This is a genomic window from Stenotrophomonas sp. YJH_SMC_130 (genome assembly GCF_059369035.1).
The window spans coordinates 134,694-150,293 of the sequence record NZ_JCAFSH010000007.1 but is presented as its reverse complement, the minus strand read 5'-3'; the positions used below and the strand labels follow the sequence as shown (position 1 = coordinate 150,293).

The window sequence follows — 15,600 nt, the reverse complement described above, 5'->3', positions numbered from 1 at the left end:
CGTTTTCCGTTGGAAAACGGATCTGACTCCATGACCCCACGCAATTCCAGGACCCATCCAACCGTCACCGGGAAACTGTCAAAGGCGGGGCGGTGTGGGCTGGCAGGACCGTTGGCGCCATGGATGGCGCCATCGAGCCCCCAGGGGTGAGGGCGCTTTGCTTGCGAAGCACTGCTTCGTAAGCGCCCGAACGCCCAGCCGCTAGCGGCTGGGCCGGCCTGGGGGTTTACGGCGTCCCCGCAATCCGACACCGTCCCGCCAAACCAGCAGAAAACCAGAGCCGCTTTGGCTTTGGCTTTAGCTTTGGCCGTTGCCCTGGCTTCAAGCAGGTGCAGGGCGCAGCCCTGCCGGCCCCCCTCCCCTGCGCACGAAAACGATTTCACTGTTTTCAGCAAACCGTCATCCCTTCGCCACGCCAGTACCATATTGCGGAGCAGCATGCGCCCAAGGGCGACCCATGCTAAAAATCGCCCGCCCATCGCTTAGATCGATCCAAGAACGACACTGCGATGGCCGGGAGTTGGGGGAGCAGCAACAGGACGTACCAGGCCACCACGCGCGGTGCTCTGCCACCCACATGGCGACACCCGTAATGTCACTTCAAATTAGATCGATTCAAGTTGTCCGAGCCACGTCACCGGATCAATCCAGGAGAGAGGGAGAGATGGGAATGAAGCATTCAACACGTACGCACGGCCAGGACGCATTGTCGCTGGCCATCGCGCTGGCCTTGGCCGCCGCCGTCATTCCGGCTGGCGCCGCCGCGCAACAGGCCACGTCCACCGACGCGCAGGACGCCACCACCCTGGACAGCGTCCAGGTCACCGGCTACCGCTACGCCATTGAAAAGAGCCTCGAGCAGAAGCGCGACGCCAACGCGGTGGTCGAGGTGATCACCGCCGAGGACGTCGGCAAGTTCCCCGACAAGAACGTGGCCGACGCACTGCAGCGCGTGCCCGGCGTGGTCATCACCCGCAGCGGTGGCGAAGGCAAGAGTGTCAGTGTGCGCGGCCTTGCGCCGGACCTGACCCTGACCCAGTTGAACGGCAACTTCGTCGCCTCGTCAGAGACCAACAACGAAGCGACGCGCTCCTTCAACTACACCCTGCTGCCATCGAACATGTTGTCCAGCGCGGAGCTGTTCAAGTCGCCGGAAGCACGCATCGACGAAGGCGGCATCGGCGGCACGGTCATCCTGCATACCCGTCGCCCGCTGGACATGGAATCCAACTCCGGCTACGTGAATCTGGAGGGCACCACCTCCGATACCAGCCACGATGTCGATCCGCAGGCGTCCGCGCTGTACTCGTGGCACAGCAAGGATGAGCGCTTCGGCGTCCTCGTCGGCGTGACCCAGCAGAAGCGCACCACCCGCACCATGGAAGCCAGCACCGAGGACTACCAGTGGTACGGCAATGGCACCACGGCCCGCGATGCCAACGGCAACCTGCTGGAGCAGGATGGCATCCACTACTGGTGGGGCCAGTCCGGCTTCAACAACCAGGCTGGCAAGAACTACAGCGAATTCTTCATGCCGACCTCGGTGAAGTTCGCGGTGAAGGAAGAGAAGCGCGAGCGCAAGGGCGGCCAGCTGACCTTCCAGTTCAAGCCGGTCGACAACGTCACGATGACCGCGAACTACTTCCGCTTCGAGCTGCAGGGTGACTACACCCAGAACATGCTGAAGGTGCCGGAGTGGAACCTGGCCCGCTACAACCAGGACGGCAACTGGGCCGGCGGCCGCCTGCTCAACGGCCTGGATTTCGACCCGAGTGGCAGCATCGTCACCGGTGCGCAGTACCAGAAGCTGGCCGGAAAGACCTATTACTGCAGTGAGGAAGAAGCAGCGGCAGCCGGCCTGGAACCCGGTGGCTGGGGCCCGGACGACTGCACCATCCCCACTCCGCAGCTCACCGGTGGATACAGCAAGGAAAAGGCACTGTCGCAGACCGCCGACCTGACCATCGACTGGGATATCAGCCCGCTGTGGAAGGCCTCGTTCACCGGCGGCCGCACCTGGTCCGAAGGTGGTCCGTCGATGAATTTCCGCATGTCGGCCAAGCCGCGCCGCAAGGTGGGCAACCAGTGGCAGTCCGGCAACCAGTACACCGCCTGGGACCTGACCGGCACGCCGTCGGTGCAGTTCTCGCCGGACCTGCAGCAGCAGTTGATGGCAGGCGTGGCCGAAGTCGATACCGGCTCGACCGATTCGTCCTGGATGCAGACCGAGGTCAAGCAGAACTACTTCCAGGCCGACGTCACCAAGCTGTTCGAGGCCGGCTGGCTGGATTCGATCCAGTTCGGCGCCAAGTACCGCGATGGCAAGGTCCACCGCAACACCGGCAACACCTATTGGGTGTGCCCGGGCCTGGATCCGTCCGACTATGACAACAATCGCTACCAGGCCGGTTGCGATCCGACCGCAGGCGATGCGCAACCGGGCTTCTTCCTGTCCAACCCGATCAGCAACATCACCGGCGCGTTCAACGCCAACGTGTTCCCGGGCATCAACTACCCGGCCTACATCGACTACCTGAACAAGACCTACGGTGGCTCGCACAACCGCACCGAAGAAGACTTCGTCTACGACGTCAACGAGAAGATCCATTCCGGCTACTTCCAGGCCAACTTCCGCACTGAGCGGGTACGCGGCAACATCGGCGTGCGCGTGGTGCGGACCAAGCAGTTCGCCCAGTCCAGCGATTCGGTCGAGCGCTTTAACGACTATTTCGTCGACAACGCCAGCGGCGCGCCGATGAGCTGCGATGATCCGGCCGCCGACCCGAACCTGCGCTGCCAGGGTGGCTTCGTCCGCCTGCCCGACCCGCAGGTGCGCGACAAGGTGTATGCCCTGTCGTCGCTGGAAAAGACCTATACCGACGTGCTGCCCAGCTTCAACATTGCCTGGGACATCACCGACAACCTGGTGCTGCGTGGCGCGGCATCGAAGGTGGTCGCGCGCCCGAGCTACACCAGCATCGCCTATCCCGGTGGCCTGCGTTACATCAGCGAAGAGTACGCCAACGACCGCCGTGTCACCGGCGGCACCGACACGCCCGGCTGGTACGGCTCGGGCAGCAACAAGGCGCTGGAACCGTTCAAGGCGGTGCAGTTCGACCTGGGCCTGGAGTGGTACTTCAAGCCGGGCGCGGTCGCAGGTGTTTCGCTGTTCCGCAAGAACGTGGACAACTTCACCGTGCCGGTGGTGCGCGACCAGCAGATGAACGTCGGCGGGCAGTCGGTCACCGTGCAGAAGTACGAGACTCAGGCCAACGGCCGCGATGGCGTGTCGCAGGGCGTGGAACTGTATGGCCAGTACACGTTCGACTTCGGACTGGGCGTGCAGGCCAACTACACCTACAACGACACCAACCTGGCCTCGATCGTGCTGGATGGCGAGGAAATCGGCTCCTCGCCGCTGGTCGGCAGTGCCAAGAACCAGGCCAACGTTACGGTGTTCTACGAGAACGACAAGTTCCTGGCGCGCGCCTCGTACAACCGTCGTGGTGAAGTGGTCGGCGGCCTGAACAATGGCATGACCACCTACACCAAGCCTTACAGCCAGCTTGACCTGAACGTGGCCTACAACCTCACTCCGGACTGGACGGTGACCGCCGCCGTACTGAACGCCACCAAGTCCGAGCTGCGCAGCTACATCGGCAACGACAGCCAGGCCCGCCTGCTGTCCAACCTGTACGCCGGCCGCCAGCTGTACTTCGGCGTGAACTGGAAGTTCTGAGGCAGCGCCGGGCCTGGCCCGGCGCCGTCTTGCCCGCCCCGGCGGGAATGGTCCTCCACGGCAGCCGCGCTGGTACAGGCGGCTGCCGTTTTCATGGGTGCCTGCGCCGCCGTTCAGCCACCTGCTTGACCCTGCCATCGTTGGAAGGTGCACACTGGTTTCACCTCACGAGCACCGAAGGAGCTACAGATGGAATTCCATGTTGACGGCATGACCTGCGGCGGCTGCGCGCGCAGCGTGACCCGCGCGATCCAGCAGATCGATCCGAACGCCAGTGTGGTGGCCGATCCGCCGACCGGCCTGGTCAAGGTGCAGACCACCGCATCACAGGAGCAGGTGTTCGCCGCGCTGAACGATGCGGGTTTCCCGCCGCGCACTGCCTGATCCCCTGCCTTCTGCCACCGCGGAGCCCGCCCCGTGCACACTGTCACCGAGCGGGCTTTTTTGCATGCGACATGGAAACTCAGCGCTTGCGCGCGCGCCGCCGCACCGCGCCGGTCTTCGCTGCATCGACCGGCAGCGGGGCCTCATCGTCTTCACCCAACCGCTCCAGGATCGGGCACTCCGGGCGCTCGTCGCCCGCACAGCAACGGATCAGCGATTTCAACGTGTCGGCCATCTGCCGCATGCTCTGGATGCGTTGTTCCAGGTCGGCAATGTGCTGCTCGGCCAGGTGCTTGACGTCGGCACTGTGCCGCGCGGTGTCGTTCCAAAGGCCCAGCAGGTCACTGATTTCGGCCACCTGGAAGCCGAGATCGCGCGCGCGGCGGATGAAGCGCAGGCGATGGATGTCCGCCTGCGAATACGCCCGGTAGCCCGATTCGGTGCGATCGGCCGCGGGGATCAGGCCGATCTGTTCGTAGTAGCGGATCATCTTCGCCGACACGCTGGAGGCCTTGGCGGCGTCACCGATGTTCATGCGGATCTCCTTCAGTGGGCGGCAGCGGCGGCATCGGCCATCGGCGGCTGGAAGCGGCGCAGGCGCAGCGCGTTGCCCAGCACGAACACACTGGACAGCGCCATCGCACCGGCCGCGAACACCGGCGACAGCAGCACGCCCCAAGCCGGGTACAGCACGCCGGCAGCGACGGGAATCAATGCGGTGTTGTAGGCGAACGCCCAGAACAGGTTCTGCCGGATGTTGCCCAGCGTCGCCTTGGACAGCGCAATGGCATTGGGCACGCCCTGCAGGTTACCCGACATCAGCACCACGTCGGCCGACTCTACCGCGATGTCGGTGCCGGTACCAATGGCCAGGCCGACATCGGCTTCAGCCAACGCAGGGGCATCGTTGATGCCGTCGCCGACGAAGGCGAGGTGCCCATGCGTGGCCTTCAGCCGGCGCACTGCCTCGACCTTGCCTTCCGGCAGCACCTCGGCCACCACTTCATCGATGCCGAGCTGGCGCGCGATCGCCTGTGCGGTCCCGGCGTTGTCGCCGGTGATCATCGCCACCTTCAGGCCCAACCGATGCAGTGCCGCGATCGCTGCCGGGGTGCTCGGCTTGATCGGATCGGATACCGCGATGATCGCGGCCAGGCGTCCATCGATGGCCACGTACATCGGTGACTTGCCCTGCGTGCCGAGTTCCGCCGCCAATGCTGCGAATTCAGTGATGTCCACGCCCAGGTCGCGCATGAAGCGATCGGCACCGACCTCCACGCGTGCACCCTCGACACTGGCCCGCACGCCCATGCCGGTGACCGATTCGAAGCCGACCATGCCCGGCAACGTGATGCCCTGCCCGGTCGCGGCATCAACAATCGCGCGGGCGATGGGATGCTCCGAGCGCGACTCCACCGCGGCCACTGCCGCCAGAACCCTGTTGCGATCGAAGCCAGCGGCAATCTCCAGATCGGTCAGGCGCGGGCGGCCTTCGGTCAGCGTGCCGGTCTTGTCCACCGCCACCACCTGCGCGTCCTTCAGCAGCTGCAGGGCCTCGCCCTTGCGGAACAGCACGCCCATTTCGGCGCCACGACCGGTTCCGACCATGATCGAGGTCGGCGTGGCCAGGCCCATCGCGCACGGGCAGGCAATGATCAGCACCGCCACCGCATTGACCAGTGCGAAGCTCAGTGCCGGCGATGGACCGAAGATCAGCCAGACTGCGAAGGTCGCCAGCGCGGCCAGCATCACCGCCGGCACAAACCACAACGTGACCTTGTCGACCACCGCCTGGATCGGCAGCTTCGAGCCCTGCGCCTGTTCGACCATGCGGATGATCTGCGCCAGCAGGGTCTGCGCGCCCACGGCCGTGGCTCGCACCGTCAATGCGCCCTTCTGGTTGACCGTGCCACCCACCACGCTGCTGCCCGGCAGCTTCTCGACCGGAATCGGCTCGCCGCTGATCATCGATTCATCGATGTAGCTGCGGCCTTCAACCACCTCGCCATCCACCGGCACGCGCTCGCCCGGGCGCACTTCCACCAGGTCGCCGCTCTGCACTTCATTGACCGGGATGTCGACCGCGCGGCCGTCACGGACCACATGGGCCACCTTGGCCTGCAGGTTGACCAGGCGCTTGATCGCTTCGGAGGTGCGGCCTTTGGCCCGGGCCTCCAGGAAGCGACCGAGCAGGATCAGCGCGACGATCACCGCCGCCGCTTCGTAGTAGACGTTCACCGTGCCCGGCGGCAGCAGCCGCGGTGCAAAGGTCGCTACCACCGAATAGCCGAACGCCGCGGCGGTGCCCACCGCCACCAGTGAATTCATGTCCGGCGCCAACCGCAGCAGCGCCGGGAAGCCCTTCTGGTAGAAGCGGCGCCCGGGGATGGCCAGCACCAGGAGCGTCAGTGCGAACTGCAGGTACCCGCTGGCCTGCATGCCGAGGGTGGACATCACCCATGCGTGCATGCCGGGAATCAGGTGCGAACCCATTTCCAGTACGAACACCGGCAGTGCCAGCGCGGTGGCCACGATCAGGTCGCGCTTCAGCCCGGCGCGCTCGGCATCCTTCTTTTCCGCAGCCTGATCATCGGACTGCACACCCGCCTCGATCACACGTGCGTCATAGCCGGCCTTGTCGATCGCGGCGACCAGCGCAGCCACGTCCGCCATGCCACGCACCGTGGCGCGCTCGGTGGCCAGGTTGACGCTGGCCTGGCTGACGCCGGGCACGGCCAACAGCGCGCGTTCGACACGGCCCACGCAGGAAGCGCAGGTCATGCCTTCGACCGCCAGCTCGGTGGTCGCCGCGGGCACGTCATAGCCCACCCGCTCCACTGCCTGGACAAGCGCCGCGCGATCCACCGGGCCCGACGGACGAATGTCCGCCCGCTCGGTGGCCAGGTTCACCGAGACACTGCCCACGCCCTCGACCTTGGACAGTGCTGCCTCGACCCGGCCCACGCAGCTGGCGCAGGTCATGCCCTCGATGGGCAGGCTGATGGTGGAGGGGCTGGCGGGGGCGGCAGCGGCGCGCGGCGTGCTCATGATCGGATTCCCGGGTTTCCTTCTGGATGCGGACAGGCTAAACCTTGCCATCGTGGGAAGGTCAAATCCAGCCTGTCCGCATGCCTGAAGGGAGCGCCGCCCCCGGCGTCCCGTTTCCGCATCCACGCATGGCGTGGATCTAGCGGCGGAGGTCGGTCTCCTCAGAAGGTGAACACATACTCCAATGCGAACTCGCGGCCGACCGCGCTCAGCAACCGGGTCGGGGCGAAGTCATAGTCCAGCTTGTACGGGTCCTTGTGGTTCCAGCTGGCCGAATTGAACACGTTGTTGACGTAGACATTGACCTTGGCGTGCTCGGTCACCTGGTAACCCACGTTGACGTTCCAGGTGATGAACGGCCCGACCCGGCCGAAGTAGCGCGAGGTCTGCTGGCCCGCGTTGGGGTTCGGGTTCACCGAGCCATCCGGCAGCTGTGCCGGTTCCAGGCAGTTCAGCGACGGGCTGTCACTGGGCACGTAGCCGTCGGCGAACGGCAGGCAGCCACCGGGGTTGTCCAGGCGATCGGTGCCCCAGTGGTAGCGCACGCCCGGCACCGAACCCACGCGGTCGGCATAGACGTTGGCGTTCCAGTTGCCGCGCTGCCAGGCCAGGCTCGCGCGCAGCTTGCTGCGCAGGTCCCGGTCGCGGCGTTCCGGGTTCGGGTCGTTGGCGTAGCGCTGTTCCTTGGTCGAGATCTGGTTGGTGTAGTTCAGGCCCAGCTGGAAGCTGCCCCACTGCGCGGTTTCCAGGCGATAGCGTGCAGTCAGGTCGATGCCGCGCACTTCCCGGCTGGCCAGGTTGAACGGGCCGCGCTCGATCGATACCAGGCGGCCGCTGCTGTCGCGGTTCACGCGGGCCAGGATGCCGGCGCAATAGTCGCCACCGGCCGGATTGGCCCACGGCGTGCCATCGATGTTCTTGCCGGTCAGGCAGCCGGCCTCGCTGGCCAGCACCTCGTCGGCGCCGACGTCGACGATCATGTCTTCCAGCTTGATCGCCCAGTAATCGGCGCTGACCGACAGGTTGGGCATCACGTCCCACACGAAGCCGACCGTCCACGAATCGCCGGTTTCCGAACGCAGCAGCGGCGTGCCACGCCGGTTCACGTCGAAGGTGTACCAGACATCGGTGTTGCCCACGCCGCAGTTGTTGACCAGGTAGGCCCCGCTCTGGATGCAGCGCAGGCGGTCATAGGTCTGCACTTCGGAACTGCTCGGCTGGCCCAGGAGGTAGTGCATGTCCGGCGCGTGGAAACTGGTGGCGTACGAGCCACGCACCAGCAGCGATTCGACCGGGCGCCATTCCAGGCCGACGTTCCAGGTGGTCTCCTTCTGGCTGCCGATATCCAGCGCTTCACTGCTGTCATCGGCCTTGTAGTTGCCGTAGCGGTCGTAGCGGGCCGCCGCGGTGGCCGTCACGCTCTCCAGCAGCGGGATCTTGAACTCGACGCCGGCCGAGTAACGGGTGCGCTCGCCGCCACCGCGATCGACGTTCTGCAGATCGAAGTCGATGCCGGCGCGCGGGTCCGGGCTGAGGTGATAGCCCTGCTGCGCGACTTCGGCCACGGCGGCGAACGAGATCGGGCCGGCCCAGCCCTGGAACAGCTCGCCGGTGATGTCCGCCGAGGCCTGGTTGACCCACGATGACGCGCGGTTCCTGGCCACCGTGCCCATCTGCCAGTACTGGTCAGGCGTCAGCGGGTTCCACCAGCGCGATTCGTTCAACGCATAGATCGCCTCGCCGTCAGCGGTGGTGCCCAGGCGCGGGCCGAGGAAGAAGTCGTACGACTTCTGCTCGTCCACCACGTTCTGCCGTTCTTCCACGCGATAGTAGGAACGCCCCACCGTGGCGCTCCAGTCGAAGCGGTCGGCAAGGCGGCCACGCAGGCCCGCGCTCCAGTCCCATGACAGCTCGCGGTTGGTGTTGCGCAGGGTGTCCAGGCCGCCGACTTCGTTCGGGGTGAACTGGCGCACGCCCAGGATCGGGCGGTTGCGGTTGGCATCCCAGTAATAGCCGTTGTCGTCGTCGATCAGCGAGACGCTGGGCGGGTTGGTGCCCCAGATCGCTTCGGAGCGGTACACCGCCAGGTTGGTCCAGGCCTGCAGGTCGCTGCTGAAATCGAAGGTGGCATACAGGTTGCCGGACACGTTCTCGGCACCACCGGTCAGCAGCCAGTTGGCGTAGTCGGCGCTCATGCCGCACAGGCGGCCGGTGTTGGTGATGCGGTTGGCGGCGTAGTTGTAGACCAGTCGATCGGCCGTGTAGTACTCACCGTCGAACTTCTCGCAGGTGCCGGCGGGTGGCGCCAGGCGCTGGCCCGTCGTCGGATCGATCAAGGCCAGGCCCGAGGTGGGGCGGAAGCCGACCTTGCGCTGCTCCATGTTCCAGGACGCATACGGCGCATCATCGGCATCGTCCATCTGCGGGCGGTCGCGGCCGAACAACGGATCGCGCTTGGTGTATTGCAGCGCATAGGTCACGCTCCAGTTGTCACCCGTCTTGCCGCCGGCCCATGACAGGTCCCAGGTGTCGCGCCCGCCTTCGGTGGAAGTACCGCCGCGCACGCGCACTTCGTCGCCGTCGTAGTTGGTCTTGAGGATGACATTGACCACGCCGGCGATCGCATCCGAACCGTAGATGGCCGAGGCGCCGCCGGTCAGTACTTCGATGCGCTCGACCGCTGCGGCCGGAATGTTGCCGTAGTTGGAGAAATTGGTTTCACCGCCATACGGCAGAGGGTAATCGGCCACGCGACGGCCGTTGACCAGCAGCAGCGAGCGGTTCGGGCCCATGCCGCGCAGGTTCAGCCCGCTGGCATTGGGCGTGTGCGAACCCCATTGCGAGGCGGCTTCGACGGTCCCGGTTGCTTCGGTGAGCGTCTTCAGCGCGTCATACACGCTGACGAAGCCCTCTTTCTGGATCTGCTGCGCGGTGATCACGTTGACCGGGGCCGGGCCTTCGACCGCGGCGCGCTTGATGCGCGAACCGGTAACGGTGACCGCATCCAAGTCCTTGGTGGACGAACTGGCCGCTTCCTGTGCACCCGCAGCCAGGGGCAACAGGGCCAGGACCAGTGCCTGGGACAGCAGGTGACGACGCTTGCGAACGGACTGAGCCATGGGTGGTTGCTCTTGGAAAGTGTGGACGCACGGACAGGTGGTGGCGTAGCACGACGGCTGATCCGGGTGCCGGGATCGGTTCACGACCGTCCCAGCCCCCTCCCCTGTGGATCGATCCAAACTAAAGCACAGCTGAACCGCGCCGGGCATGCGGCGATGCAGCAACACCCTACGCAATGCCGCTATCAGGCGCAGGTATCAAGAACAATCAAAGGGTTGCGAAACATCGCTGAGAGAACAGCGCACACGTCAATGACACGATCGCGACAACCGCGCGCGGAACGGTTTTGTCCGCGTCGTCGCGTGCGACTGTAGAGCCGAGCCCGTGCTCGGCTGATGTCGTTTGCCGCAAAGCGCAGCCGAGCGTTGGCTCGGCTCTACAGCAGAAGCGGGCTACCTTGCGCCGTCCAGCGCCTGCCGCAGCGCGGCCACGGTCGCGGTGGCGGTCTGGCTCCAGTCCGGGTCCAGGCCGCGCAGGGCCGGGTTCTGGAACTGCATGGCCGAGCGGCGCAGGCCTTTTGCGGACGCGTGCAGTTCGGTACAGCCCGTCTGCCGCGCGACGGTTGCGATGTTGCCCGGGGCCAATCCGGCACCTGCCATCACCGTGATACGCCCGGCCGCTTGGGTGACCAGCGCCGCCAGCAGATCGGCACCGGCCTCGGCGCTAACCTGGCCGCCCGAGGTCAGCACGCGCTGGCAACCCAGTCCGATCACCTGCTCCAGCGCCGCCGACAGGTCGCGGGCCGCGTCGAAGGCACGATGGAAAGTCACCTGCAGCGGCCCGGCGGCCTGCACCAGTTCACGGCACAACGCCAGGTCGATACCGCCCTGCACATCCAGCGCACCGATCACCACGCCATCGCAGCCCAGCGCGCGGCACTGCGCGATGTCACGCAGCATCAGTTCGGTTTCCAATGCGTCGTAGTGGAAGTCGCCCGGGCGCGGGCGCACCAGCACGAACAGCGGAATCGACAGGCGTTCGCGGGCGATCGCGATGGTGGCAAACGACGGCGTGGTGCCACCCTCGGCCAGGTTCTCGAACAGTTCGATGCGGTCGGCACCGCCGGCCTGCGCGGCCAGCGCCGAGGCCAGCGAGTTGCTGGCGATCTCCAGGGTCAGCCGCGTGCTCACGCCTGAGTGCTCGCATAGATCGACGGCGAATCGCGCAGGTCATCCTGGCGCTGCGCATCGCACACGGCGTAGACGAAGCCGCGATGCAACGCGTAGGCGCCCACCTCGCCCTGCTTGTTCATGGCCAGGAAGCACACCTGCAGGGTCTTGCTCGCCTCCGGCCGCTTGCGCACCACACGGTCGATTGCCTCGCGGCAGGCCTGGGCCGGCGAGCGCCCCTGGCGCATCAGCTCGACCACCAGGAACGAGGCGGCGTTGCGGATCATCTCCTCACCCACGCCCGACGCGGTGGCCGCACCCACTTCGTTGTCGACATACAGGCCGGCACCGATGATCGGGCTGTCGCCGACCCGGCCGTGCAGCTTCCAGGCCATGCCGCTGGTGGTGCAGGCACCTGCAAGATGGCCCTTGGCATCCAACGCCAGCATGCCGATGGTGTCGTGGTTGTCGCTGTTGCCGGGAATACCACGGCGCTCGGCATTGATCTGCGGCTGATACTTCTCGGTCTTCAGCCACTCGCGCCAGGCCGCTTCGGCCTGCGGCGTGAGCAGGTGCCTGCGCTCGAAACCCTGCTGCACCGCGAACTGCTGCGCGCCCTCGCCCACCAGCAGCACGTGCGGGCTGTTTTCCATCACTTTGCGGGCCACCGACACCGGATGCAGGATGTCGACCAGCGCGGCCACCGCGCCACAACGGCCATCGCCATCCATGATGCTCGCATCCAGGCTCAGCACGCCGTCGCGATCCGGGTTGCCGCAATGGCCGACGGTGGGGTTGCACAGCTCGCTCTCGGCCCAGCGTGCACCGGCTTCAACTGCATCCAGTGCGCTGCCACCCTGCGACAGCACCTTCCATGCGGCCTGGTTGGCCGGCACGCCGAAGTCCCAGGTCGAAACCACCCTGGCCCCACCCTGCGTGCGCGCCTGCACGCCCGGCAAGGCCACCATGCCTGCGGCCAGTGCGCCGGCCTGCAGGAACTGCCTGCGATCCACCATCTTCCCCTCCCAGTCTGCAATGCACGGCCGGCCCGATGCCGGCCACGCCGATCAGTCGTGTGTGGGCTGCCGTGCGGCGTACCAGACCGCTGCGCCGAGAACGCCCAGCTGGCCATGCTCCACGCGCCATACCGGCACCTGGCGCAGCACCTCGGTCAGCACGCCCTTGTTGAGGAAGCGCTCACGGAAGCGACCATCGGCCAGGAAATCCTGCACATGCGCAGAAATGCCCCCGGCCAGGTACACCGAACGCGCACCCACCGCGATCGCTGCGTCGCCGGCCAGGCTGCCCAGCCAGGCACAGAACACCTGCAGCGTTTCCACCGCCAGCGCATCCTCACCGCTGCGTGCGGCACCGATCAGTGCCTCGGTACTGCTCCACACCGGAGTGACGCCACGCAGTTCGCACAGACACGGATACAGGTTCATCAGGCCACTGCCGGACAGCACGCGCTCGTTGTCCACGTGCGGCCAGCGCTGCAGCAGCTTGTCCAGCACCTGCAGTTCCAGCGCGTTGCCGGCGCCGAGCGCGGCATGGCCGATCTCGCTGGCCAGCACCGGACGCTCGCCGTCGGCAAAGCGCAATGCTGCACCCAGACCGGTACCGGCGCCCAGCACCAGCGCCGGGAACGCCTGCGCCGGGTCAGCATCGCCATTGAGCGGCACCAGGGTGTCAGGCTGCAGGTAGGGAATGGCCAACGCCACCGCTTCAAAATCATTGATCAGCTGCAACTCATGCAGCCCGGACTGCAGCCGCGTGGCCGACAGCGAGACCGTCCACGGCAGGTTGGAATTGATCAACACATCGCCATCGAGCAGTCCGGCGATGGCGACCACGGCGGCCTGTACCGGCTGGCCGAGGCCAGCGGTGAAATCGGCCAGGATCGCGGCCAGGCTGGGATGCTCGGCGCAGGCATAGGTGCGATGGCTGCCCAGCAGTGGTGCCTGGCCGGGTTGCGTTTCAGCCAGCGCCAAACGGGCGAAAGTGCCGCCGACATCGGCGACAACGAGACTGCGCGGAAGACCGCCGCGGGCGGAGTCGGTGGAAACCGGGGACGCTGCTGCGATGGTCACGCTGGCCTGCTTGGATCGATTGAATCGCCCCGATTCTCAGGCATCGGGGCGGCTTTGCCTAGCGCGCCGGCGGTTCAGGTTGGCCTACATGCCTTCCTGTTCGGCCACCTGCACGCCATCCACCAGCACGCGCAGGCGCTGCGGGCGGAAGCCGGCGAACAACAGCGGCCGGGTGCGCTCGACCAGCACCTCATGGCCGGCGATGTGGCGCAGCCACGACTGTACCAGCGAGAACGAGAAGTGGGTGCCCGGATGCAGCGGATGCTGCACCCAGACCTTCTCGGTGGCGCTCTGCAGCAGCATCGCACCGGTGAACCAGTGGCGGCTGAGGGTGACTGGCGTGGTGCCGGCCATGAAGCGGATATCCATGCGGGGTCCTTTCGCTGGAGCGGAGATGCGGGGGATCAGGGCTGGGCCGTCTGCAGGCTGTAGCGGGTGGTGGCGGTGAACACTGCACCATCAGGCTGGGTAGAGCGTACTTCGACCTTGTGGCTGCCCACGGCCAGGTCGGTCGGCAGCGCGCCACGCCACAGGTGCGGCGACGCGGTGGCCTCCGGCGAGCGGTCATAGCCACGCAGGCTGCTGGCCAGATCATCGGCCACGTTCTCCACCATCAGGCGCGGGTCGGGCTGGCTGACCTGCTTCATCGGCTGCCAGGCACCGCCATCGACGCGGTACTCGACCACGCTGGCGTCCTCGCCCATGTAGACGTTGGCGTAGACACCCCACGCCGGATAGGCCCCCTGGCGCAGCACCTTCGGCGCATGCAGGCCGATCTGCTCGCTGGCCGGCTTGCCCGCAGCGCGGTACTGCAGCTTGTAACTGCCATTGGCGGCGACGTCCAGCAACGCGTAGCCCTTTGGCGTGCCATCACTCATGGTGCTGTCCGGCACGCCGGCGGCGTCCTTCACCCCCGACCAGAACGCGCCGCAGTTGGCACCGACGTTGTATTCGTGCAGCGGCTTGTCACCGTTCCAGCCGTCGGCCTTGCCGTGGTAGACGTGCTGCTGGGTGTGGCTGTGGCCACTGAGCACCAGCACGTTGCGGAAGTCCTTCAGCAGGTCGAACAGGCGCTGGCGGTCAGCATGACGGAAGGTCTCGCGCCCCGGCGCGGCGTCGAACAGCGGGATGTGCATGCCCAGCACCAGCAGGCGGTCCTTGTGCAGGCCCTTCAGGTAGCTGGCAAGGAAAGCGAACTGGTCTTCGCGCAGGCCACCGACATACTTCGGCCTTGCGTTGGGGTCATACACCACGTCGTCGAGGAACACGAAACTGGCACCGCCCTCTTCCACCGCGTAGGTATCCGGGCCGTAGATGTTGCGCCAGCTGTCCAGCGAATGCTCGTCGCTGGCTGCATCGAAATCGAGGTCGTGATTGCCCGGCACATGGAACCACGGCACGCCCAGCGACGTAGTGACCTTGTTGATTGCCGGATACAGGGTCAGATCGTCGTTGACGATGTCACCCAGGGTGGTGCCCATGCGCGCCTTGGTCTGGCCGACCAGCGGCGACACGATCGACTGCTGGTAGTAGCCGATGTCCTTCAGGCTGGCGGTCTGGGAGTCGGTGAAGACCAGCATCTGGAAGCCGCGACGGCTGTCACGGCGATCCGGCTGCAGCGCGAAATCCCAGTTGCGGGTGACATCGCTGGTGGCGGCGATGCCGCCGTACTTCAGCGCCGGCGAGCCGTTCGGGCGGAAATGGCGCCAGAACGAAGGCAGGCCGTCTGCCGCCTTCGGGAACGAATACGCATCGGGCTTGATCACGAACACGGTCTGGCCATCACGCACCGGCAGGCTGTAGCTGCCGTCGGCGGCGGTCTTGACGATGGCCTCGCCGTTGGAGACCTGCACCCCGGCCAGGCCCGGATCGGTCGCACCGCGGCCCGGCTTGCCGTCACGCTCCAGATAGACCTTGCCGGTGACCACGGTGCCCGCAGCCCAGGCCGGCGAGGTCAGCAACAGGCAGCACAGCCAGGCGGCAGGCAGTTTCATGGGAGGCATCCGGCAGAAAGAGACGCGGTATTGTAGAGCCGAGCCACGCTCGGCTGCATTCAAGAAAAACAGCCGAGCATGGCTTGGCTCTACAGGTAGGTGCGGAGCGCTGCTCC

At 66.2% G+C, this 15,600-nt stretch carries 10 protein-coding genes; 2 read left to right on the top strand and 8 right to left on the bottom strand.

Features of this window, described 5'->3' with window-relative positions:
• The first annotated feature begins 664 nt into the window (after positions 1-664).
• Both AC5P5V_RS11540 and AC5P5V_RS11535 read left to right on the top strand, forming a co-directional pair.
• The gene (locus AC5P5V_RS11540) at positions 665-3,739 is read left to right on the top strand and encodes a TonB-dependent receptor (RefSeq protein ID WP_495215885.1); all 3,075 of its coding nucleotides are present in this window, start codon (positions 665-667) and stop codon (positions 3,737-3,739) included.
• A gap of 189 nt (positions 3,740-3,928) precedes the next feature.
• Positions 3,929-4,123 carry a heavy-metal-associated domain-containing protein gene (locus AC5P5V_RS11535; protein WP_049438338.1) on the top strand — a complete coding sequence of 65 codons (195 nt, stop codon included), beginning with the start codon at positions 3,929-3,931 and terminating at the stop codon, positions 4,121-4,123.
• Positions 4,124-4,202: 79 nt separating this feature from the next.
• Here AC5P5V_RS11535 and cueR read toward each other — a convergent pair whose 3' ends face one another.
• The 8 genes from cueR to AC5P5V_RS11495 all read right to left on the bottom strand — a co-directional run bounded on the left by cueR (position 4,203) and on the right by AC5P5V_RS11495 (position 15,484).
• Positions 4,203-4,658 carry a Cu(I)-responsive transcriptional regulator gene (cueR, locus tag AC5P5V_RS11530; RefSeq protein WP_061477821.1) on the bottom strand — a complete coding sequence of 152 codons (456 nt, stop codon included), beginning with the start codon at positions 4,656-4,658 and terminating at the stop codon, positions 4,203-4,205.
• Between the two features lie 11 nt (positions 4,659-4,669).
• Positions 4,670-7,171 carry a heavy metal translocating P-type ATPase gene (locus AC5P5V_RS11525; protein WP_134968757.1) on the bottom strand — a complete coding sequence of 834 codons (2,502 nt, stop codon included), beginning with the start codon at positions 7,169-7,171 and terminating at the stop codon, positions 4,670-4,672.
• Between the two features lie 161 nt (positions 7,172-7,332).
• Positions 7,333-10,290: a TonB-dependent receptor plug domain-containing protein gene (locus AC5P5V_RS11520; protein ID WP_134968758.1), complete on the bottom strand. Its 2,958-nt coding sequence runs from the start codon at positions 10,288-10,290 to the stop codon at positions 7,333-7,335.
• Positions 10,291-10,683: 393 nt separating this feature from the next.
• Entirely contained in the window at positions 10,684-11,421 is a 738-nt protein-coding gene (locus tag AC5P5V_RS11515) for a copper homeostasis protein CutC (protein ID WP_134968759.1), read from the bottom strand.
• Positions 11,418-12,416, bottom strand: coding sequence for a glycosylasparaginase (locus AC5P5V_RS11510; RefSeq protein WP_134968760.1), 999 nt, complete (start codon positions 12,414-12,416; stop codon positions 11,418-11,420). Before AC5P5V_RS11510 ends, AC5P5V_RS11515 begins: the two co-directional genes overlap by 4 nt.
• Positions 12,417-12,467: 51 nt before the next feature.
• A complete protein-coding gene (locus AC5P5V_RS11505) occupies positions 12,468-13,490 on the bottom strand; it encodes a glucokinase (protein WP_061477826.1) in 1,023 nt (340 codons plus the stop codon).
• Positions 13,491-13,574: 84 nt separating this feature from the next.
• Positions 13,575-13,859, bottom strand: coding sequence for a hypothetical protein (locus AC5P5V_RS11500; protein ID WP_005409434.1), 285 nt, complete (start codon positions 13,857-13,859; stop codon positions 13,575-13,577).
• A gap of 35 nt (positions 13,860-13,894) precedes the next feature.
• Entirely contained in the window at positions 13,895-15,484 is a 1,590-nt protein-coding gene (locus AC5P5V_RS11495) for a calcineurin-like phosphoesterase C-terminal domain-containing protein (RefSeq protein ID WP_134968761.1), read from the bottom strand.
• Positions 15,485-15,600 lie beyond the last annotated feature (116 nt).

Coding starts and splice junctions, on each gene's coding strand:
- AC5P5V_RS11535 (WP_049438338.1), top strand. CDS start 3,929: ATGGAATTCCATGTTGACGGCATGACCTGCGGCGGCTGCGCGCGCAGC.
- AC5P5V_RS11525 (WP_134968757.1), bottom strand. CDS start 7,171: ATGAGCACGCCGCGCGCCGCTGCCGCCCCCGCCAGCCCCTCCACCATC.
- cueR (WP_061477821.1), bottom strand. CDS start 4,658: ATGAACATCGGTGACGCCGCCAAGGCCTCCAGCGTGTCGGCGAAGATG.
- AC5P5V_RS11540 (WP_495215885.1), top strand. CDS start 665: ATGGGAATGAAGCATTCAACACGTACGCACGGCCAGGACGCATTGTCG.
- AC5P5V_RS11520 (WP_134968758.1), bottom strand. CDS start 10,290: ATGGCTCAGTCCGTTCGCAAGCGTCGTCACCTGCTGTCCCAGGCACTG.
- AC5P5V_RS11495 (WP_134968761.1), bottom strand. CDS start 15,484: ATGAAACTGCCTGCCGCCTGGCTGTGCTGCCTGTTGCTGACCTCGCCG.
- AC5P5V_RS11500 (WP_005409434.1), bottom strand. CDS start 13,859: ATGGATATCCGCTTCATGGCCGGCACCACGCCAGTCACCCTCAGCCGC.
- AC5P5V_RS11510 (WP_134968760.1), bottom strand. CDS start 12,416: ATGGTGGATCGCAGGCAGTTCCTGCAGGCCGGCGCACTGGCCGCAGGC.